16 protein-coding genes and 1 pseudogene are annotated in these 17,934 nt (G+C 71.0%); 7 read left to right on the top strand and 10 right to left on the bottom strand.

Going from position 1 to position 17,934, the window contains the following annotated elements; all coding sequences use genetic code 11:
• Positions 1–55 precede the first annotated feature (55 nt).
• Together ACIPC1_RS24265 and ACIPC1_RS24260 are read left to right on the top strand one after the other, a co-directional pair.
• A complete protein-coding gene (locus tag ACIPC1_RS24265; protein ID WP_402520235.1) occupies positions 56–1,006 on the top strand; it encodes a helix-turn-helix transcriptional regulator in 951 nt (316 codons plus the stop codon).
• Between the two features lie 146 nt (positions 1,007–1,152).
• The gene (locus ACIPC1_RS24260; protein ID WP_402520233.1) at positions 1,153–2,046 is read left to right on the top strand and encodes a class I SAM-dependent methyltransferase; all 894 of its coding nucleotides are present in this window, start codon (positions 1,153–1,155) and stop codon (positions 2,044–2,046) included.
• Between the two features lie 110 nt (positions 2,047–2,156).
• Here the strand turns inward: ACIPC1_RS24260 and ACIPC1_RS24255 are convergent, their stop codons facing one another.
• Positions 2,157–3,122: a GNAT family N-acetyltransferase gene (locus tag ACIPC1_RS24255; RefSeq protein WP_402520230.1), complete on the bottom strand. Its 966-nt coding sequence runs from the start codon at positions 3,120–3,122 to the stop codon at positions 2,157–2,159.
• 157 nt (positions 3,123–3,279) lie between these two features.
• Between ACIPC1_RS24255 and ACIPC1_RS24250 the strand changes: the two genes are divergently transcribed.
• Positions 3,280–3,981 carry an SDR family oxidoreductase gene (locus tag ACIPC1_RS24250; RefSeq protein ID WP_402520228.1) on the top strand — a complete coding sequence of 234 codons (702 nt, stop codon included), beginning with the start codon at positions 3,280–3,282 and terminating at the stop codon, positions 3,979–3,981.
• An 81-nt stretch (positions 3,982–4,062) separates the two neighbouring features.
• Here ACIPC1_RS24250 and ACIPC1_RS24245 read toward each other — a convergent pair whose 3' ends face one another.
• The 3 genes from ACIPC1_RS24245 to ACIPC1_RS24235 all read right to left on the bottom strand — a co-directional run bounded on the left by ACIPC1_RS24245 (position 4,063) and on the right by ACIPC1_RS24235 (position 8,679).
• Positions 4,063–4,848 carry an aldo/keto reductase gene (locus tag ACIPC1_RS24245; protein ID WP_402520587.1) on the bottom strand — a complete coding sequence of 262 codons (786 nt, stop codon included), beginning with the start codon at positions 4,846–4,848 and terminating at the stop codon, positions 4,063–4,065.
• Between the two features lie 207 nt (positions 4,849–5,055).
• The gene (locus ACIPC1_RS24240) at positions 5,056–6,882 is read right to left on the bottom strand and encodes an AMP-dependent synthetase/ligase (protein WP_402520226.1); all 1,827 of its coding nucleotides are present in this window, start codon (positions 6,880–6,882) and stop codon (positions 5,056–5,058) included.
• A 306-nt stretch (positions 6,883–7,188) separates the two neighbouring features.
• Complete coding sequence (locus tag ACIPC1_RS24235) at positions 7,189–8,679, bottom strand: MFS transporter (RefSeq protein WP_402520224.1); 1,491 nt, start codon at positions 8,677–8,679, stop codon at positions 7,189–7,191.
• 113 nt (positions 8,680–8,792) lie between these two features.
• Here ACIPC1_RS24235 and ACIPC1_RS24230 point away from each other — a divergent pair, with 113 nt between their 5' ends.
• Positions 8,793–9,773 (top strand): Lrp/AsnC family transcriptional regulator, encoded by a 981-nt coding sequence (locus tag ACIPC1_RS24230; RefSeq protein WP_402520222.1) that lies wholly within the window; start codon positions 8,793–8,795, stop codon positions 9,771–9,773.
• Here the strand turns inward: ACIPC1_RS24230 and ACIPC1_RS24225 are convergent.
• The gene (locus ACIPC1_RS24225) at positions 9,770–10,633 is read right to left on the bottom strand and encodes a LysR substrate-binding domain-containing protein (RefSeq protein ID WP_402520220.1); all 864 of its coding nucleotides are present in this window, start codon (positions 10,631–10,633) and stop codon (positions 9,770–9,772) included. The two genes, ACIPC1_RS24230 and ACIPC1_RS24225, sit on opposite strands and share 4 nt — an antisense overlap.
• A gap of 173 nt (positions 10,634–10,806) precedes the next feature.
• On the opposite strand from ACIPC1_RS24225, the gene ACIPC1_RS24220 reads away from it, so the two are divergent.
• On the top strand, positions 10,807–11,814 hold the full coding sequence (locus ACIPC1_RS24220; RefSeq protein ID WP_402520218.1) for a bile acid:sodium symporter family protein: 1,008 nt from the start codon (positions 10,807–10,809) through the stop codon (positions 11,812–11,814).
• Here the strand turns inward: ACIPC1_RS24220 and ACIPC1_RS24215 are convergent.
• Together ACIPC1_RS24215 and ACIPC1_RS24210 are read right to left on the bottom strand one after the other, a co-directional pair.
• Positions 11,750–12,985 (bottom strand): DUF4185 domain-containing protein, encoded by a 1,236-nt coding sequence (locus ACIPC1_RS24215; protein WP_402520216.1) that lies wholly within the window; start codon positions 12,983–12,985, stop codon positions 11,750–11,752. The genes ACIPC1_RS24220 and ACIPC1_RS24215 overlap by 65 nt on opposite strands.
• A gap of 10 nt (positions 12,986–12,995) precedes the next feature.
• On the bottom strand, positions 12,996–14,876 hold the full coding sequence (locus ACIPC1_RS24210; RefSeq protein ID WP_402520214.1) for an exo-alpha-sialidase: 1,881 nt from the start codon (positions 14,874–14,876) through the stop codon (positions 12,996–12,998).
• 188 nt (positions 14,877–15,064) lie between these two features.
• Here ACIPC1_RS24210 and ACIPC1_RS24205 point away from each other — a divergent pair, with 188 nt between their 5' ends.
• Together ACIPC1_RS24205 and ACIPC1_RS24200 are read left to right on the top strand one after the other, a co-directional pair.
• On the top strand, positions 15,065–15,499 hold the full coding sequence (locus tag ACIPC1_RS24205; RefSeq protein ID WP_402520212.1) for a MarR family winged helix-turn-helix transcriptional regulator: 435 nt from the start codon (positions 15,065–15,067) through the stop codon (positions 15,497–15,499).
• Between the two features lie 19 nt (positions 15,500–15,518).
• A complete protein-coding gene (locus ACIPC1_RS24200; protein ID WP_402520210.1) occupies positions 15,519–16,061 on the top strand; it encodes an isochorismatase family protein in 543 nt (180 codons plus the stop codon).
• 90 nt (positions 16,062–16,151) lie between these two features.
• Here ACIPC1_RS24200 and fdhD read toward each other — a convergent pair whose 3' ends face one another.
• The 3 genes and pseudogenes from fdhD to ACIPC1_RS24185 form a co-directional block, all read right to left on the bottom strand.
• Entirely contained in the window at positions 16,152–17,000 is an 849-nt protein-coding gene (gene fdhD / locus ACIPC1_RS24195) for a formate dehydrogenase accessory sulfurtransferase FdhD (protein WP_402520208.1), read from the bottom strand.
• A 5-nt stretch (positions 17,001–17,005) separates the two neighbouring features.
• On the bottom strand, positions 17,006–17,143 hold the full coding sequence (locus tag ACIPC1_RS24190) for a hypothetical protein (RefSeq protein ID WP_402520206.1): 138 nt from the start codon (positions 17,141–17,143) through the stop codon (positions 17,006–17,008).
• A pseudogene (locus ACIPC1_RS24185) lies at positions 17,128–17,892 on the bottom strand (molybdopterin dinucleotide binding domain-containing protein); the annotation flags it as partial. The pseudogene ACIPC1_RS24185 and the gene ACIPC1_RS24190, both read right to left, overlap by 16 nt.
• Positions 17,893–17,934: the final 42 nt, after the last annotated feature.

The raw sequence follows: 17,934 nt of genomic DNA, 5'->3' as shown, positions 1-17,934 counted from the left end.
AGCTAGGCCCGCTCCACTGACACCTACTGTCAGTGAAGTCTGGGATTCTGGCGGGGTGAAATCAGCGCGGCTCGTCTCGATCCTCCTGCTCCTCCAGACACGCGGCCGGATGACCGCCGCCCAGCTCGCCGAGGAGCTGGAGGTGTCGGTGCGGACCGTGTACCGGGACGTGGACGCGCTGCACACGGCGGGCGTGCCGCTGTACGGGGACGCCGGGCACGCCGGCGGCTACCAGCTCCTCGACGGCTACCGCCTCCGGCTCACCGGCCTCACCGAGGGGGAGGCCGAGGCCCTGTTCCTCGCGGGCGTCCCCGGACCCGCCGCCGAGCTCGGCCTCGGTTCGGTCCTCGCCGCCGCCCAGCTGAAGGTCCGTGCGGCTCTCCCCGGCGAGTTGCTCGCGCACGCCGACCGGATCAGCAGCCGCTTCCACCTGGACGCGCCGGGCTGGTACGCGGACGCCGACGAGACCCCGTACCTCCCTGCCGTCGCCGACGCCGTCTGGAACCGCCGTGTCCTGCACATCCGGTACCGCCGCTGGCGCGAGCCGACCGACGTGGAGCGCCGCCTGGAGCCGTACGGCCTCGTTCTGAAGGCGGGCCGCTGGTATGTCGTCGCGGGGCCGGGCCCGCGTACGTTCCGGGTCGACCAGATCCTCGAACTGGCTTTAGGAGAAGGGGAGTTCACCCGGCCGGAGGCCTTCGACCTGGCGGCGTACTGGACGGCGTACCAACGCGACTTCCACGATCGGCTGTTCCGCTCGGAGGCGGTGGTCCGGGTACGGCAGGCAGCCACGCTCGGCGGGCAGCTCGCCCGTGCCGTCGAGACCAACGGCCGCCCGGACAAGGACGGTTGGATGCAGGCCACCGTGCCGATCGAGTCCATCGACCACGCGCACGGCGAGTTCCTCCGGCTGGGCACGGACATCGAGGTCCTGGCACCGGCCGAGCTGCGTGAGCGGATCGCCCGGACGGCCGCCGAACTGGCCGAGAGGTACGGCACCTCGTAGCCCGTGATCCAACGGGGCGGGGCGGCTTGGGCCGGCCCCGGCGTACCGCTCCTGCGCCGCCAGGATTTTGCTGTTTGCGCAACGCTAGTAGCCGTTTCCGGGAGCGGCGGAGCAGGCTGGCCATACCCGGACGAGAGGCTTGGAACATGGCACACGACCACGAGCAGACGCATGAGGGCCACCCGGCGCACGACCACGCGCACATGGACTTCGCCAAGATGCTCCCCTACCTGGAACAGGAGGCCGAGTTGTCCTCCCCGCTCTACGCGAGCGTGGCGGCCTGGCTGGGGGAGTTGCAGCCCGAGCCCGAGATGGTCGTGGACGCGGGCAGCGGGCCCGGCGTCGTCTCCTGTCTTCTCGCCGGCACCTTTCCGCAGGCGCGGGTCGTCGCCGTGGACGCGGTGGAACCCCTCCTGGAGCGGGCCCGGGAGCGTGCCGACGGGCTCGGTGTCGCCGACCGCTTCAGCACCCTGCGGACCGAGCTCGACGACGGACTGGACGACCTGGAGTACCCCGCTGACCTGCTGTGGGCCAGCAGGTCTCTGCACCACGTCGGCGACCAGCGGGCCGCGCTCGCGGGTTTCGCACGGGCGCTCGCACCCGGCGGCGTACTGGCCCTGCTGGAAGGCGGGCTGCCCGCGCGCTACTTCCCGCGCGACATCGGGATCGGCCGCCCCGGCCTGCAGTCCCGTATCGACGCGATCCAGGAGGAGTGGTTCGCCAGGATGCGGGCCGAGCTGCCCGGAGCGGTGACGGAGACGGAGGACTGGCCCGCTCTGATGAACGCCGTCGGGCTGCGCCACACCGCCACCCGCACGTTCCTCCTCGACCTGCCCGCCCCCCTCACGGACGACGCCCGCGCCTTCGTCGTCGCCGTCCTCACCCATCGCCGCGAGGGCCTCGGCGAGCATCTCGACGCCGACGATCTCGCCACCCTCGACCGGCTTCTCGACCCGGACGACAAGGCGAGCGTGCACCACCGCCCGGACGCGTTCCTGCTGACGGCGCACACCGTGTACGTGGCAGTGAAGCCGGAGTAGCCCTCGGCGGGCGTCTCGCGGCATCTCGTCCCCGGACAGGGTGGCGAAGCGCTCGGTCTGACCGGTCAGGCCGGTCTGACCGGCAGGCCCGGGTGGATCGGTCTGACCGGTCAGGCCGGGTGGATCGGGCGGATCAGCTCCCAGGTGTCGACGGCGAAGTCGAGAGTCATGCCGTGCCGTTCGTACAGTGCGAGCGCGCCCGTGCTGTTGTCCGTGTCCACGCCGAGGCCGATGCGGTCGCGGCCCCGCGCCGCGTAGTGCCCGAAGGCGTGGCGCAGCAGGTAGCTGCCAAGGCCCTGGCCCCGGGCCTTGCGGACGACGCCGATGCTGGCGATCCACGCCATCGAGGCGCGGTTGTCGTGACTGCGCAGCGCCGCCGTGTCCCCGAGGCCGTCGAGGTGTGCGATCCAGATCAGTGACCAGTCGGCATGCTCGGCGTCGATGTCGTCCAGCCACTGCTTGTAGGTGCGCGGCTGGAAGTCGAAGTGTTCGGCGAAGGCTTCCTGAAGCAGAGCGTGGGCGCGTCGGCGGTCCGGCTCGGTCAGACACGGGCGCAGGGTCACACCGGGCGGAGGGGCAGGCAACAGGTCGGTGGTGCCCGACAGCTGACGTGCCATCACGTTGTAACGGCGGACCGGACGCCAGCCCCGTCCGCGCAGCGCCCGCAGGTCCGTGGTGGGGGCGGTGTTCAGGTGCAGGTGCACCACTGCTCGTGCCGCCCCGTTGGCGGCGGCGTGCTCGGCGGCCCGGGCCTCCATCAGGTCGAACAAGTGCTGGGACCCGTACGGCCGGTCGGGCAGCGTGTAGTGGTCCATGTCGATCCGCTCGCCGCCGGACTCGTCCCACAGCAGGCCGTATCCGATCAGCCTTCCACCGTCGAACAGCAGCCAGGAGTCGCGCTCCAGGTCTATCTCGGGGTGCTTCAAGTCCGTCTGGATCTCCGGCAGTTCGGTGTCGGCGCGACCGATCTCCAGCAGGTCGATCTCATTGAGCAGCGCGCACACCGCCGTCGCGTCATCGAGCGTCGCCGGGCGCACGGTCAGGCTGGACGGTGGGGTGGGCATGGTCATGGTCATGGATCCACTGTCCGTCGACGCCGTCCGGGGGTGCAACGGATTTTCCCGCCGGCGCCGACAGCGGCGGACAGGGCCGAAGCCGCTTGACTTCGAGAGCGCTCCAAATGATGGACTCCCGGCGTTCGCCTGACCGCATGGGAAACGTATGGGGGTAACCATGACCGACTCACCAGTAGCGCTCATCACCGGTGGCGGCAGCGGTATCGGCGCCGCGCTCGCGCGGAGGCTTCTCGACGCCGGGCACCGGGTGACGGTCACCGGGCGGGGTGAGGAGCGGCTGCGCGGCTTCGCCGAGGAACTCGGGCGCCCCGCGGGCCTGTTGACGATCGCGGGGAACGCGGCCGAGTACGACCACGTGCAGGCGGCGGTCGAGGTGACGCTCAAGGAGTTCGGGCGGCTCGACACCGTCATCGCCAACGCCGGCTTCGCCACCCATGACACCGTCGCCGAGGGCGACCCCGCCGGATGGCCCGAGATGGTGCTGACCAACGTGCTGGGTCCCGCGCTGCTGATCAGGGCCTCCATCGACGCCCTCAAGGAGACGCGGGGCCGGATCGTGCTGGTCGGCAGCGTCGCGGGCCACGTGCACGGCCCCGGGAACATCTACGGGGCGACGAAGTGGGCCGTGACCGGGCTCGCCGAGAACACCCGGCGGCAGGTCACCGAGTTCGGGGTCGGCGTGACCCTGATCTCGCCCGGGCGGGTGGAGACCCCCTTCTGGGACAGCTACGGCAGCCTGCCGCCCGGCCATCTGCTGACCGCGGACCAGCTCGCCGAGTCGATCGTCTGGGCGATCCGGCAGCCGGAAGGCGTCGATGTGAACACGGTGGTGGTGCGGCCGATCGGGCAGCCGGTCTGACAAGCCGGTCTGACAGCGACGACGCCGGCCCGGACGCGTGCTGCGCGTCCGGGCCGGCGCCGTGGTCCGTGCGGGTCGGGCTCAGTTGACCTCCGCCGGGTCCCAACCCAGACGCCGGTCCTCGTTCAGGGCGGAGATCGCCGCGATGTCCTCGGCGTCCAGGGAGAAGTCGAAGATGTCGATGTTCTCCTTGATCCGGGACGGGGTCACGGACTTGGGGATCACGACGTTCCCCAGCTGGAGGTGCCAGCGCAGCACGATCTGGGCCGGGGTGCGGCCGTGCTTCTGGGCGACGGCGACGATCGCCGGCACTTCGAGGAGGCCCTTGCCCGAGCCGAGCGGGGACCAGGCCTCGGTGGCGATGCCCTGCTCCGCGTGGTACTCACGCGTCGCCAACTGCTGGAGCTGCGGGTGCAGTTCGATCTGGTTGACGGCGGGGATGACGGACGTCGCCGCGATCAGCGCCTCCAGGTGCTCCGGGAGGAAGTTGGAGACGCCGATGGACTTGGCCCGGCCGTCGGCGAGGATCTTCTCGAAGGCCTTGTACGTGTCGATGTACTTGCCGCTGGCCGGCATCGGCCAGTGGATCAGATACAGATCCACGTACTCCAGGCCGAGCTTCTCCAGGGACGTGTCGAACGCACGCAGGGTCGAGTCGTACCCCTGGTCGTCGTTCCACAGCTTGGTGGTGACGAAGAGATCCTCACGGGCGACTCCGGAGGTGTTGATCGCCTTGCCGGTGCCCTCTTCATTGCCGTAGATCGCGGCAGTGTCGATGCTGCGGTACCCGGCCTCCAGCGCGGTGGTGACCGTCCGCTCCGCCTCGTCGTCCGGCACCTGCCAAACGCCGAAACCAAGCTGCGGCATCTCGACGCCGTTGTTCAGGATGATCGGGGGGACCTTGCTCACGAGCTCTCGATCCTTCAGTCGTCGGGTGATACCACCATCGTCAACGATCACGGGCCGTGCCGCATTCCTGGCCGGCGGATCTGCCACCGGACCGCCCCCGCCGCCGCGCCGGATGGGGCGGCGCGTGATGTCCGTGCCGTCGAGCAGGACGCGGCCCAAGGAGGCTCACGCCTTGTACAGCGCCTCGACCTCCGTCGCGTACGCGTCCTCGATCGCCTTCCGCTTCAGCTTCAGCGAGGGCGTCAGCAGCCCGTGCTCCTCGGTGAACTGGTGGGCCAGTATCCGGAACGTACGGATCGACTCGGCCTGCGACACCAGCGTGTTCGCGGCGACCACCGCGCGCCGCACCTCGGTCTCCAGGTCGGGGTCGCGCACGAGGTCGGCGGCGGTCATCTTCGCCTTGCCGCGCATCTGGAGCCAGTGCTCGACGGACTCGGAGTCGAGGGTGACGAGCGCGGCGATGTAGGGGCGGTCGTTGCCGACGACGATGCACTGGGCGACCAGCGGATGGTCGCGTACGCGCTCCTCCAGCACCCCCGGCGAGACGCTCTTGCCGCCGGAGGTCACCAGGATCTCCTTCTTGCGCCCGGTGATGGTGAGGTAGCCGTCCTCGTCGAGCGAGCCCAGGTCGCCGGTGGCGAGCCAGCCGTCCTGAAGGGTGGCGTCGGTGGCCTTGTGGTCGTTCAGATAGCCCTGGAAGACGTTGTCGCCGCGCAGCCAGATCTCGCCGTCGTCCGCAATGTGCACGGTGGTGCCGGGGATGGCCTGCCCGACGGTGCCGAACCGGGTGCGCTCGGGCGGGTTGGCGGTGGCGGCCGCCGTGGACTCGGTGAGCCCGTACCCCTCGTAGATGAAGACGCCCGCGCCCGCGAAGAACAGCCCGAGCCGTCGGTCCATCGCCGAACCGCCCGACATGGCGTGCTTCACCCGGCCGCCCATCGCGGCCCGCACCTTGGAGTAGACGAGCTTGTCGAAGACCTGGTGCTGCATGCGCAGGCTTGCCGAGGGGCCGGGTCCGATGCCCCAGGCCTTTGCCTCGATCGCCTCCGCGTACCGCACGGCGACGTCGACGGCCTTCTCGAAGGGGCCCGATCTGCCTTCCTTCTCGGCCTTGCGGCGGGCCGCGTTGAAGACCTTCTCGAAGATGTACGGGACCGCGAGGAAGAACGTCGGCCGGAAGGCGGCCAGGTCCGGCAGCAGGGCCGCCGCGTTCAGCTGCGGCTGGTGTCCGAACTTGACCCGCCCGCGGATCGCGGCGACCTGCACCATGCGTCCGAAGACATGCGCGAGCGGCAGGAACAGCAGGGTGGCCGCCTCGTCGCCCCGTTTGGAGTGGAAGACCGGCTCCCAGCGCTCGATGACGGTGTCCGCCTCGAACATGAAGTTCGCGTGGGAGATGAGACAGCCCTTGGGGCGCCCGGTGGTGCCCGAGGTGTAGATGATCGTCGCGACCGACTCGGGCGTGACCGCACGCCGGTGCCGGTGCACCACCTCGTCGTCGATGTGCGCGCCCGCCTCGTACAGCTCGTGCACCGCGCCCACGTCGAGCTGCCACAGCTTGTGCAGCTGCGGCAGCCGCTCGACGACGGTGGCGATCGTCATCGCGTGGTCCTCGTGCTCCACCATGACGGCCGACACCTGTGCGTCGTACAGCATCCAGAAGACCTGCTCGGCCGAGGAGGTGGAGTAGATGGGTACGACCTGGGCGCCGATGGTCCAGAGCGCGTAGTCGAAGAGCGTCCACTCGTAGCGGGTACGGCACATGATCGCGACCCGGTCCCCGAACCGGATGCCGTGGGCGAGCAGCCCCTTGGCCAGTGCGAGCACCTCGTCGCGGAACTCGGCGGCGGTCACATCACGCCATTGCCCCTGCTCGTCCTTGCGGCCGAGGGCGATGTGGAGCGGGTCCTCCTGGGCATGGTCGAAGACGACGTCGGCCAAACCGCCCACCGGCGGCGCCGACGCCAACGGAGGGTTGGTGAACTCGCGCAATCCCGCTCCTAGTGGTGCTCCGCACGGCGCCGTGAAAGCTACCTCACCGTGAGGCGGGGCGGGAGGGGGGTCGCAGTGCGGAGAGGTAAGGCATACCTACTGGTCAGTCGCGGAAATGCCCACACATGTCGCGGAAATGCCCGCACATGGGGAAGGGCCGGACGGAAACTTTTACGGTTCCGTAGGTTTCCGTCCCGCAATCTCCACCGAATCTGTACGACCCTTACCGCACCGGATATCAGATGTGGAGGTCCCCCTTCCGGCCCGCGAGTGTCACTCACTGTCAGCGGGAGAGGCGCCCCACCGTCATCCGCGGGGCGCCCCGGTCGGCTGCTGCTCCACCGGCGCCCCGGCCCTGCCCGTCACGGCCCGCGGTGTCCGCACCAGCACCAGGACCAGCGCACCGGCGATCACTCCGGTCACCCCCGCAGCCACCGAAGCCGAGTTGAGCCCCGCCGCGTACGCGGCCCGCAGGGTGTTTTCGGACAGCGCGCCGCGCAGCGCCCCGGCGCCGCCGCCCGCCAGCGTGTGGGCCGCGTCGTGCGACAGCGTGTCCTGCATACGGGAGGTCAGCACGGTGCCGAACACGGCGACCCCGAGCGCGTACCCGAGCTGGCGGGCCGTGTTGACCGCGCCGCCCGCCATGCCCGCCCGCTCGGGCGGTACCGCGGCGAGCGCGGCACCCGCGATGGCAGGAGCGACGAACCCGGTGCCGATCCCCACCAGGACCAGTCCCGGCACCAGCGCCGTCCAGCTCGCGCCGGCGTCCAGGACGGCCTGGCAGAACGTGCCCGAGCCGATCAGCAGCAGTCCGCCGCCTATGGTGAGCCCCGCCGGAACCCCGTGCAGCAGTTTCCCGGCGAGGATGGCGACCACCACGGACGCCCCCGTCAGCGGCAGCAGCGCGAGCCCGCCGCGCACCGCGCTCATGCCCAGCACCGTCTGCATCCAGATCGAGGTGTACGCGAGCACGCCGAAGGCGACCCCGTTGAAGGCGAGCGCACCCGCCATCACGCCCACGAACGCCGGCTTGCGCAGCAACGAGAGATCGAGCAGCGGATGGGCCACCCGCCGCTCCACGAGCACGAAGGCGACCAGGGCCAGTGCCGCGAGGACGAACGAGCCTGCCGGAACCGCCGACGTCCAGCCGTCCGCCCCGGCCCGCACCACCCCGTAGGTCGTCGCCCCCGCGAAGCACGCGAACGCCACCGTGCCCGCCCAGTCGATGGTCATCCCGCGCGGACCACGCGACTCCGGCACCACCCGCAGCGTCAGCCACACCGACGCCACGCTCACCGGCAGATTGACGAAGAAGATCCACCGCCATCCGGGCCCCTCGGTGAGCACCCCGCCGAGCACCGGACCGACCGCCGCGGCGCCGCCGCTCACGGCTCCCCACACACCGAGCGCCGCCGACCGCTGCCGCCCCTGGTAGACCGAGCCGAGCAGCGGCAGGGTCGTCGCGAGCATCGCCGCCGCGCCCACCCCCTGCAAGGCGCGCGCTGCCACCAGCATCCCGGGCCCCGACGCCAGCCCGCACAGCAGCGACGCCACCGCGAACAGCACGACGCCCGCCACATGCACCCGGCGCCGCCCCAGAATGTCGGCCGCCGCGCCTGCCCCCAGCAGCAGTGCGGCGAGCGCGAGCGCATAGCCGTCGATCACCCACTGCAACTCACCCAGCGACGCGTGCAGCGCCCGCGCCATGTCCGGCAGCGCCACGATCGCGATCGTCACGTCCAGCAACAACATGAACGTCCCCAGGCACACCGCCGTGAGCGGTCCCCATGTGCGCATGTCCTCAACTCCCCTGTGTTCCCGATGCGTATGCCTCCGTACGATGGGCCCGTGCCGGACGATCGCGGTGGCCGTGAACGCCGGAGCGCCGGAATCCGACAGGAGTGGTCCTGATGGACTTGGAATCCGACACCTTCGACCTGCTGGATCTGCAGCTGCTGTCCGCCCTGGAGTTGGACGGCCGCGCTCCCTTCAGCCGGATCGCGACGGTGCTCGGTGTCTCCGACCAGACCGTCGCACGGCGCTTCCGCAGGCTGCGCGCCGAGGGCGGGCTCCGCGTGGTCGCCGTACGCGATGCCGAACGGCTGGGTCAGGACCAGTGGATCCTGCGGCTGCGCTGTGCCCCTCACAGCGCCGGGATCATCGCGGACGCGCTCGCCAAGCGCCCCGACACCGCCTGGATCGGGCTCGCTTCGGGCGGCACCGAGGTGGTCTGCATCACGCGCCCGCGCCATCCCGGTGACCACGACGAGCTGTTGCTGGGCAAGCTGCCGCGCACCCCGAGCATGCTGGAGATCCGCGCCCACCAGCTGCTGCACCGCTTCTACGGCGGACCGTCGGGCTGGGCGGCCAAGTTCGGGGCGCTCACGGACGAGCAGACCGCCGCGCTGCGCCCCGAGGCGCCGGTGTCCTCGGGGCCGGTCCGGATCGTCCCGGAGGACGAACCCCTGATCGCCGCCCTCGAACGCGACGGGCGCGCCACCTACCCCGAACTCCAAAGGGCCACCGGCCTCTCCGAGTCCGCTGTCAAGCGCCGTCTGGCCGGGCTGCTCGCCTCGGGTGCGGTGTTCATCGACGTGGAGTACCACTCCGAGGTCCTCGGCTACCCGCTCGCGTCCATCCTGTGGATCACCGCCGCCCCCGCCGCCCTCCACACCGTCGGGCAGGCCCTGGCCACCCATCCCGAGATCGCCTTCGCCTCGGCCACGGCGGGCTCCTCGAACATCGTCGTCACCGCCGTTGCCCGCGACACCGCCGACCTCTACTCCTACCTCAGCGGCAGACTCGGGGGCCTCGAAGGCGTCCGGCACGTCGAGACGACGCCGTTCCTGCGCCGGGTGAAGCAGCTCACGTACACGGGTCCGTCACGTTAGGCCCGCCGCAGTCGGTCCCCGCCCCCGAGGATCGCCGTCCCCAGCGCGTCCGCCGCGCCCTGCGCCGCCCTCCTGCGCCGCCCGTGCAACAGGACGAAGTCGACCTCGCCCAGCTCCGGTAGTCCCGCCCGCTCCGGGATCCGGACCAGCCCCGGTGGGATGAGTCCCCTTGAGTGGGCCATGACGCCCAGTCCCGCCCGGGCCGCCGCGATGAGGCCGTTGAGGCTGCCGCTCGTGCAGGCGACGCGCCACGACCGGCCCTGGCGTTCCAGGGCTTCCAGCGCCAGAGCCCGGGTGATGCCCGGCGGCGGGTAGACGATCAGCGGAACCGGGCGGTCGGGGTCCAGGCGGAGGCGTTCCGCGCCGATCCACACCAGGCGGTCGTGCCGGACGAGTTCGCCGCGCGGGTCCTCGGGCCGCCGCTTCGCCAGCACCAGGTCGAGCTTCCCCGCCGCGAGCTGTTCGTGGAGCGTGCCGGACAGTTCGACGGTCAGCTCCAGATCCACCTCGGGATGGTCGTACCGGAAGCTCTCCAGGATCTCCGTGAGGCGGGTGAGGACGAAGTCCTCGGAGGCGCCGAAGCGCAGCCGGCCGCGCAGCCGGGTCCCCGTGAAGAACGCCGTCGCCTGCTCCTGCACGTCCAGCAGCCGGCGGGCGAAACCGAGCATCGCCTCGCCGTCCTCCGTGAGCTCCACGGAGTGCGTGTCGCGCGTGAACAACTGCCGTCCGGTGGCGTCCTCCAGGCGGCGTACGTGCTGGCTGACCGTGGACTGGCGCAGCCCCAGACGCCGGGCGGCCTGGGTGAAGCTCAGCGTTTGCGCCACCGCGAGGAAGGTACGCAGCTGGGACGGGTCGTACATGGTCCAGAGGTTATCGCGAAACGTGATGACAGTCAGAGCGGTATGAGGGATTCCCGATTGCGCCTCAGGAGAGGATCATGGAGAGGGGACGACCGACTTCAGACAATGACGTACTGAACCGCGCACAGAACGAGCAGTGGAGAACCGTGAGACGCCTGAAGTGGCCGGCTTGGATGCCCATTGACCCGTACATCCTGATGCTGCTCGGAACAGTGGGCCTCGCCGCACTGCTCCCCGCGCGGGGTACGGGAGCCGACGTCGCCTCGGGTGCGTCGACGGCCGCCATCGCCTTCCTCTTCTTCCTCTACGGAGCCCGCCTCTCCACCCGCGAGGCGATCGACGGACTGCGCCACTGGCGGCTGCACACCGTCGTTCTCGTCTGCACCTTCGTGGCGTTCCCGCTGCTCGGTCTCGCCGCCCGCAGCCTCGAACCGGTGTTCCTGACCGACCCGCTCTACCAGGGCCTGCTCTTCCTCACGCTCGTCCCCTCGACCGTCCAGTCGTCGATCGCCTTCACCTCGATGGCACGCGGCAACGTGCCCGCCGCGATCTGCGCGGGCTCCTTCTCCTCGCTGGCCGGCATCGTGGTCACGCCGCTGCTCGCGGCCTCGCTGCTCGGCGGCAGCGGCGGCTTCTCCGCCGACTCGATCGTCGAGATCGTGTTCCAGCTGCTCGTGCCGTTCATGGCCGGACAGGTGCTGCGGCGCTGGATCGGCACCTTCATCGCGCGGCACAAGAAGTTCCTCGGATACGTCGACCGCGGCTCGATCCTCCTGGTCGTCTATGCGGCGTTCAGCGAGGGCATGGTGCACGGCATCTGGCACCAGGTCAGCGCATTGCGGCTGGCCGGGCTCCTGGTGGTCGAGGCCGTGCTGCTCGCCGTGATGCTCACGGTCACCTGGTACGGCGCGAAGGCGCTGGGCTTCAACCGGGAGGACCGGATCACCATCCAGTTCGCCGGGTCCAAGAAGTCCCTCGCCTCCGGACTCCCCATGGCCGGCGTGCTGTTCGGCGCGCAGGCCTCGCTCGCCGTGCTGCCGCTGATGCTCTTCCACCAGATGCAGTTGATGGTGTGCGCGATGATCGCCAAGCGGCGCTCGCGCGATCCCGAGGTGGTCAGGGAGCGGACTCCAGCCGCAGCGTCACGAATCGTGGCCGGTACAGCGACACGTTCCGGCTGAGGTTCGCCTGCGCCGAAGCTCCCGTCACGTCCAGCCAGTTGACGTCGTAGCTCAGCACGAGACGGTCCTCGTCACCCAACTCCACGTGCACCTGCGGGTTGTACGCCGCCACCTCGCCCTGGGGGAGCTGCGGACTGAAGCTCCGGGTGGGCCCGTGCCAGGGGCCCGTCGGCGCGCACGCCCAGTAGGACGTCACCGTGGTCAGGCCCGCGGCGCCCGCGGCCATCGTGAACAGCACATACGTCCCGTCGTCACGCACCACGCTGAACGCACTGCCCACACCGGTGCGCTGCCCATCCCCGAGGACCGGCCGCGGAGCCGCCCGCACCGCCCAGCGCTCACCGTCCCAGTACTCCCAGGCCCCCGGCTCGGCGAGCCCGCCGCGCGGCACGCGTGCCACGTACGCCTTCGAGGCGGGCCGGGAGGCGGCCTGTCCGTCGTCGCCGCCGAAGACGTACGTCCACTCGCCCGCGTCGACCGTCGTGGTGCCGAACAGCACGCGCCGCGAGGGATCCGCGACGGAACTCTGGTCCAGGACCGTCGTGATGCCTTCGAGCCGCAGATCCGGCAGGGAGAGCGTGGCGACCTCGGTGGCCGTGGGCACCCCGTAGATCCACGGGGCCTGGCCCGCCGTACGGGTCCACAGCAGGACGCGCACCACCTGCTCGGAGGAGCCGGGGGAGCGCGGCTCGACGTGGGCCGCGACCGGCCAGCGCCACTGCTGCGGCGCCGGGTCGGGGAAGACGGGCGCGGGGAGCGTGGTCTCCAGGCGTCCGGACTCCGACATCACCACGGCCGAGTTGCGCACCAGCGGAGTCGCGGCGTCGCGCCAGGTGAAGGACTCGCCCACCGGGTTCGGCGGCGCGTACACCTGACCCAGATAGGTGTCCGAGAACAGCCACAGCAGCCGCCCGTCCGGCAGCCGCACCGAGTGCGTGCCGTCGCCGCCGGTCCAGTCGTCGACGCGCGAGGCGTCGTCCCCGTACCGGGCGAACTCGTCCGTGAGCCGCTCCTCGGCGGTCCAGGACGTGAGCGTACGAGCCGTGCACGCGTCGTCGTCCTCCCGGTCGTCGTCCGGGAGGACGGTCAGCAGTACGGCGGCGCAGACCAGGGCGAGCAGGATGCCGAGCCCGGTCGCGTTCTGGCGTCGTGCTCCTGCGTCGTCCGGCACGCACGGGACGTTAGCGGCCGCCGCTCACGTGGTCCATGGGCAGCCACAGCACGGTGTCCTGCGTCACAGGGAGGAAGTTGTCGGTGCGCAGGTCGGTCAGCTCGTCGACGGTCAACGCCCGCGCTTCGAGCCGGACTTCGTCGATCGCGCCGGTGAAATGCGCCCGGCCGTCCATCCGTTGGCCGACGTGCACCCCGAACGGCGAGTTCCGGCTGACCGATCCGGGCAGGTCCGCCGTGCTGAGCGCCGTACCGTCGATGAACAGCGTCAGTTGCCCTGCGCCGCGGCGCAGCGCCAGATGGTGCCACTGTCCGTCGTTGTACGCGCCCATGGTGTGCACGGACGTCGTGGTCGGGGGCGCCGCGCCGTCCCGGGTGGTGATCAGCCCCGTGATGCGGCCGGACTCGGGCTCGCCGCGCAGCCACACCTGCGGCTGCGAGTTGCCGGACCCGCCCATCCACAGCAGCGGCTGTTCACCAGTGGTGGCCGTGTAGCGGAACCACAGGGAGGCGGTGAAGGCCTTGCTGCCGAGCGGGAGTTGGTCCCGGTAGGGAAGTCGTACGGCGTCGTCGGCGCCGTCGAACTGGAGCGCGCCGCCGAACCCGCTCGGCGTCTCCTGGGCACCCCCGAGGACGGCGGCCGGCTCGGCGCCCGGTGCCAGGTCGGCCGTCGTCGGGTCCGCACCGCGGCTCGGGGTCAGCCAGTCCTCGGTGAAGCGGGCGAAGCGGATCTCGTCGCGTGCGTCGACGGCGCCGCCCTCGTACAGCAGGCCCACGGTTCCGGAGCCGATCGCCACCATGTCCGAGTAGCCGGACCAGTCCGTCGTGACGACCGTGCCGCGGTCCACGCTCTCCCAGGTGGCCCCGTTGTCGTACGAGGAGCGGATCATCATCGTCCGGCGGCGGTCCGGGTCGCCGGGGCAGGCGAGCAGCAGCCGCTCGCCCAGGCGCAGCAGGGAACCCTGGACCTGGGGTGCGTAGAGATCCGGGATGTCCTTGAAGGGCGCCGCGAAGGTGCTGCCGCCGTCGGTGCTGACGGCCTGGGTGCGGTGTCCGAGGTCGGCGCCGTCCTGCTCGCGCCCGCTGACCAGGACGGACCCGTCCGCGCGTTCCGTGAGCGCGACCTCGGACGGCTTCTGGCGGAAGGTCCCGTCGTCGGCGATGGGCCACGAGTCCGTCGCGCCGATGGCCCAGTGGTCGCCGCCGTCGTCACTGGTGATCAGCGCGGCGTGGTTGGTGGTGGGCCGGTTTCCCTCCCACGTTTCGGTGTTGACGCCGAAGACGAGGCGTCCCACGTGCGCGCCGGCGGTCAGCTGGATGCCGTGCACGGGACCGGTGGCGTACCAGGAGTTCCAGTGCGCCGGCAGGAGCTCGTCGCTCAGGTCGCGCGGCTGCGACCAGGTGAGGCCGTCGTCGTCGCTGTGCTGCATGTGCGGGGTGCGCTCGCAGGGGACGGCGCAGTTCGCGCTGTCCGCCCGGCCCGGGTTGTAGGTCTCGGCCAGCAGGATGCGGCCGGTCTCCTGGTCCACGACGGGCGCCGGGTTGCCGTGGGTGTCGCCGTCGCCGTCGTTGACGACCTGGAGGGGGCCCCAGGTGCGTCCGTCGTCGGTGGACCGCTTGACCACGATGTCGATGTCGGCCGCGTCTCCGCAGTTGAGGACCCGCCCCTCGGCGAACGCCAGCAGTGTGCCCTTCGCCGTCCGTACGACGGCGGGGATCCGGAAGCAGGCGTAGCCGGGATCCTGCGGGGCCTTGAAGAGTACCTGCTGCTCGAACTCGCCTGCCGCCGCGGCCGATTGGGCTCCGGCCGGGACCGGCAGCGCGAGCAGCGAGGCGGTGGTGAGCACGACGGTGACGGTCGATCTGAGACGAGCGCGGAGACTCGACGGCATGGTGCGGCCCTGCCCTTCATACGTCCGGACATCTGGTGGCGAGGTGTCAGGACAGGGGTATCGCTGTGCCGTTATTGCTCCGCGGTGCGGTCACGCAGCGTCCTCCTGAGGGCATTGATTCATTGGGAGCCCCAACGATATCCAGAGAATCATTGGGATGTCCAATGATTATTGGATAGGATGCTTGTGTGTCTGCGTCTCTGTCCGCCATTCGTGCGCTCCCCAGCTGGCTCCTCGGCCGGGCGGCCGCCCATGGCCGCGCGCTCGTCGGCGAGGCGCTGGCCGCCGAGGGCATGAAGATGTGGCACCACGTGGCGCTCTCCGCCGTCTCGGACCTCGGGCCCGTCGCCCAGGCGGAGCTGGGGCGCCGTATCCGGCTCGACCCCAAGGACCTGGTCGGCGTCCTCAACGACCTGCAGTCCGCCGGCCTGGTCGTCCGGGAACCGGACCTCACGGACCGCCGCAGGAACGCGGTGTCGATCACCGAGGAGGGGCGCCGCCTCCTGAAGCGCTGCGAGAAGGCCGCGCGCGAGGCGAACGACGAGCTGCTCGCCTCGCTCTCGGCGGCCGAGCGGGAGCAGTTCATGGGCTTGTTGATCCGGATTTCCGGTACGGACGGCTGACCCGGGCTAACGTTCCGTCATGAACGCACCCGAAGCCGAACCCCGACTCGCTCTCGACCCCGCACACACGGCCCTCGTGCTCGTCGATCTGATGGACCGTATCGTCGGGCTGCCCCTGGAACCTCGCAAGGGGACCGAAGTCGCCGCCGTGGCCGAGGAGTTGGCGGCGGCGTTCCGCACGGTGGGCGCGCTGGTCGTGCTCGTCCGGGTGGAGCGGCCCGGGATTCCCCGGCAGCCGCCCGGCAGCGAACTGGTCGCCGGGCTTGCGGCGGAGGGTGACGTGGAGATCGTGAAGCGGACGATCGGCGCCTTCCAGGGCACCGGACTCGACGAGCGCCTGCGTGAACGCGCCGTCACCACCGTGGTGTTCGGCGGCGTCGCCACCAACCTGGGCGTCGAGTCCACCGCCCGCGCGGCCGGCGACCTCGGCTACGAACTCGTCTTCGTCGAGGACGCGATGGCCGCCCTCACCGCTCCCGAGCACGAGGCGGCGGTCGGCCTGAACTTCCCGCGCCTGGGCACGGTGGTGACCTCGTCGGAGGTGCGGTTCACCCAGGGGTAGGAGTGAAGGCGGGGCTGAGGCGGGGCCTCTCCGGCGCAGGGGGCGCTCCCCGCCGGTAGAGGCCCCGCCGCCGTGACGCGGGCGAGCCGGTCAGCCCTGGGCGGCCGCGGCCTGCAGGGCGATGCGGTGCTCGCCCGCGTACACGTTCATGGAGGAACCACGCAGGAACCCGACCAGCGTCAGGCCCGTCTCCGCGGCCAGGTCGACCGCGAGGGACGACGGGGCCGAGACCGCCGCGAGCACCGGAATGCCCGCCATCACCGCCTTCTGCGCCAGTTCGAAGGAGGCCCGCCCCGAGACCAGCAGAACGGTCCGGGACAGCGGCAGCGTGCCGTTCTGCAGGGCGCGGCCGACCAGCTTGTCGACCGCGTTGTGCCGGCCCACGTCCTCCCGTACGTCGACGAGCTCGCCCTCCTCGGTGAAGAGCGCCGCCGCGTGTAGACCCCCGGTCCGGTCGAAGACCTGCTGCGCCGCCCGCAGCCGGTCGGGGAGGCGGGCGAGGAGTTCGGGCTCCAGCCGTACCGGGGGAGTGTCGTGGATCGTCCAGCGGGCCGTCGTACGGACCGCGTCCAGGCTCGCCTTGCCGCACAGACCGCAGGAGGACGTCGTGTACACATTGCGTTCGAGCGTGATGTCGGGCATCACCAGGCCCGGCGCCGTCCGCACGTCGACGATGTTGTACGTGTTGGAGCCGTCCACCGTGGCGCCGGCGCAGTACACGATGTTGGTGAGCTCGTCCGCCCGGCCCAGCACCCCCTCGCTGACGAGGAAGCCCGCCGCCAGCGCGAAGTCGTCACCGGGGGTGCGCATCGTGATGGCGAGCGGTTTGCCGTTGAGCCGGATCTCCAGGGGTTCCTCGGCGACGAGTGTGTCCGGCCGGGTGGAGACCACCCCGTCGCGGATACGGAGCACCTTGCGTCGTTCCGTCACTCGTCCCATGTTGATCAGCCCCGGTTCTGTACGTACTGGTGGCCTGAGCGGCCCTTGCCGTGGAGGTTGCCGTGAGCCGCCGGACCGTCGTACGGCTGGGTGACCTTCACCCAGCCATTGTCCTGCACCCGCGCGATCAGGGGGCGGCGCACCCCACCCCCTCGTCCGCCGGCCGCCCGGTCACGGCCGGCAGCCGCTCGATCCGGATCGCCGACGCCGTGAATTCCGCCGTGCCGGCGATGGGACTGTTCGCCCCGGTCGCCAGCAGGCCGGTGTCCACCTCGTCGGGTACGTGCGTGGCCGCCATGAAGGCCAGTCCGGGGCGCAGCTCGATGTCGACCCATACCGGTGCCACCACCGAGCCCTGCCGCGAGGAGACCCGGACCTGCTCGCCGACGACCACGCCGTAGCGCTCGGCGTCCTCCGGGCACAGTTCGACGTACCCGCTCCGGTGCCGTGGCGGCGCGCCACCGCCGCCGCGCCCGGCGCTGCCGAGCCGGCGACCGGTGGTGAGCCGGATCGGGTACCGCTCGTCCGTCAGGTCGACGGGCGGGTCGTGCCGGACGAGCTCGAAGGCCGTCCGGCGACCGCCGCCCACGTCCGAGTGCCCCGTCAGCAGCGACAGGTTGGCCAGCGCCCGTGCGTGCTCCGAGCCGTCGTGCTGCTCGGCGCCGCCGGGCGCCCGGTCCTGCCGGGCGTACGACTGCGCCAACTGCCGTACGGCGGAGACCGGTACGCCCGTCACCTTCGCGGCCAGCGAGGCGGTCCATGGTTCGACCAGCTGTCTGTACTCCTCGAAACCGCTCGTCGCGCGCTCGATGAAGGCCCGGTCGGCGAGGTCCGTGTGGATGATCTCGCGGCCGACCGCGTGGGCCAGCGCGATGTCGCTGCCGACGTCCAGGACCGGTGGACGTGCGGCCCTGGTGTGGAGCTGCGGTTCGGG

It is taken from the genome of Streptomyces sp. NPDC087263 (assembly GCF_044744645.1).
Classification (GTDB): Bacteria; Actinomycetota; Actinomycetes; order Streptomycetales; family Streptomycetaceae; genus Streptomyces.
The sequence above is the reverse complement of the archived record's forward strand: the minus strand, read 5'-3'. Positions and strand labels throughout refer to the sequence as shown.

Coding starts and splice junctions, on each gene's coding strand:
- fdhD (WP_402520208.1), bottom strand. CDS start 17,000: ATGGGACGAGTGACGGAACGACGCAAGGTGCTCCGTATCCGCGACGGG.
- ACIPC1_RS24210 (WP_402520214.1), bottom strand. CDS start 14,876: ATGCCGTCGAGTCTCCGCGCTCGTCTCAGATCGACCGTCACCGTCGTG.
- ACIPC1_RS24200 (WP_402520210.1), top strand. CDS start 15,519: ATGAACGCACCCGAAGCCGAACCCCGACTCGCTCTCGACCCCGCACAC.
- ACIPC1_RS24225 (WP_402520220.1), bottom strand. CDS start 10,633: ATGTACGACCCGTCCCAGCTGCGTACCTTCCTCGCGGTGGCGCAAACG.
- ACIPC1_RS24220 (WP_402520218.1), top strand. CDS start 10,807: ATGCCCATTGACCCGTACATCCTGATGCTGCTCGGAACAGTGGGCCTC.
- ACIPC1_RS24260 (WP_402520233.1), top strand. CDS start 1,153: ATGGCACACGACCACGAGCAGACGCATGAGGGCCACCCGGCGCACGAC.
- ACIPC1_RS24230 (WP_402520222.1), top strand. CDS start 8,793: ATGGACTTGGAATCCGACACCTTCGACCTGCTGGATCTGCAGCTGCTG.
- ACIPC1_RS24245 (WP_402520587.1), bottom strand. CDS start 4,848: ATGCCGCAGCTTGGTTTCGGCGTTTGGCAGGTGCCGGACGACGAGGCG.
- ACIPC1_RS24255 (WP_402520230.1), bottom strand. CDS start 3,122: ATGACCATGACCATGCCCACCCCACCGTCCAGCCTGACCGTGCGCCCG.
- ACIPC1_RS24250 (WP_402520228.1), top strand. CDS start 3,280: ATGACCGACTCACCAGTAGCGCTCATCACCGGTGGCGGCAGCGGTATC.
- ACIPC1_RS24235 (WP_402520224.1), bottom strand. CDS start 8,679: ATGCGCACATGGGGACCGCTCACGGCGGTGTGCCTGGGGACGTTCATG.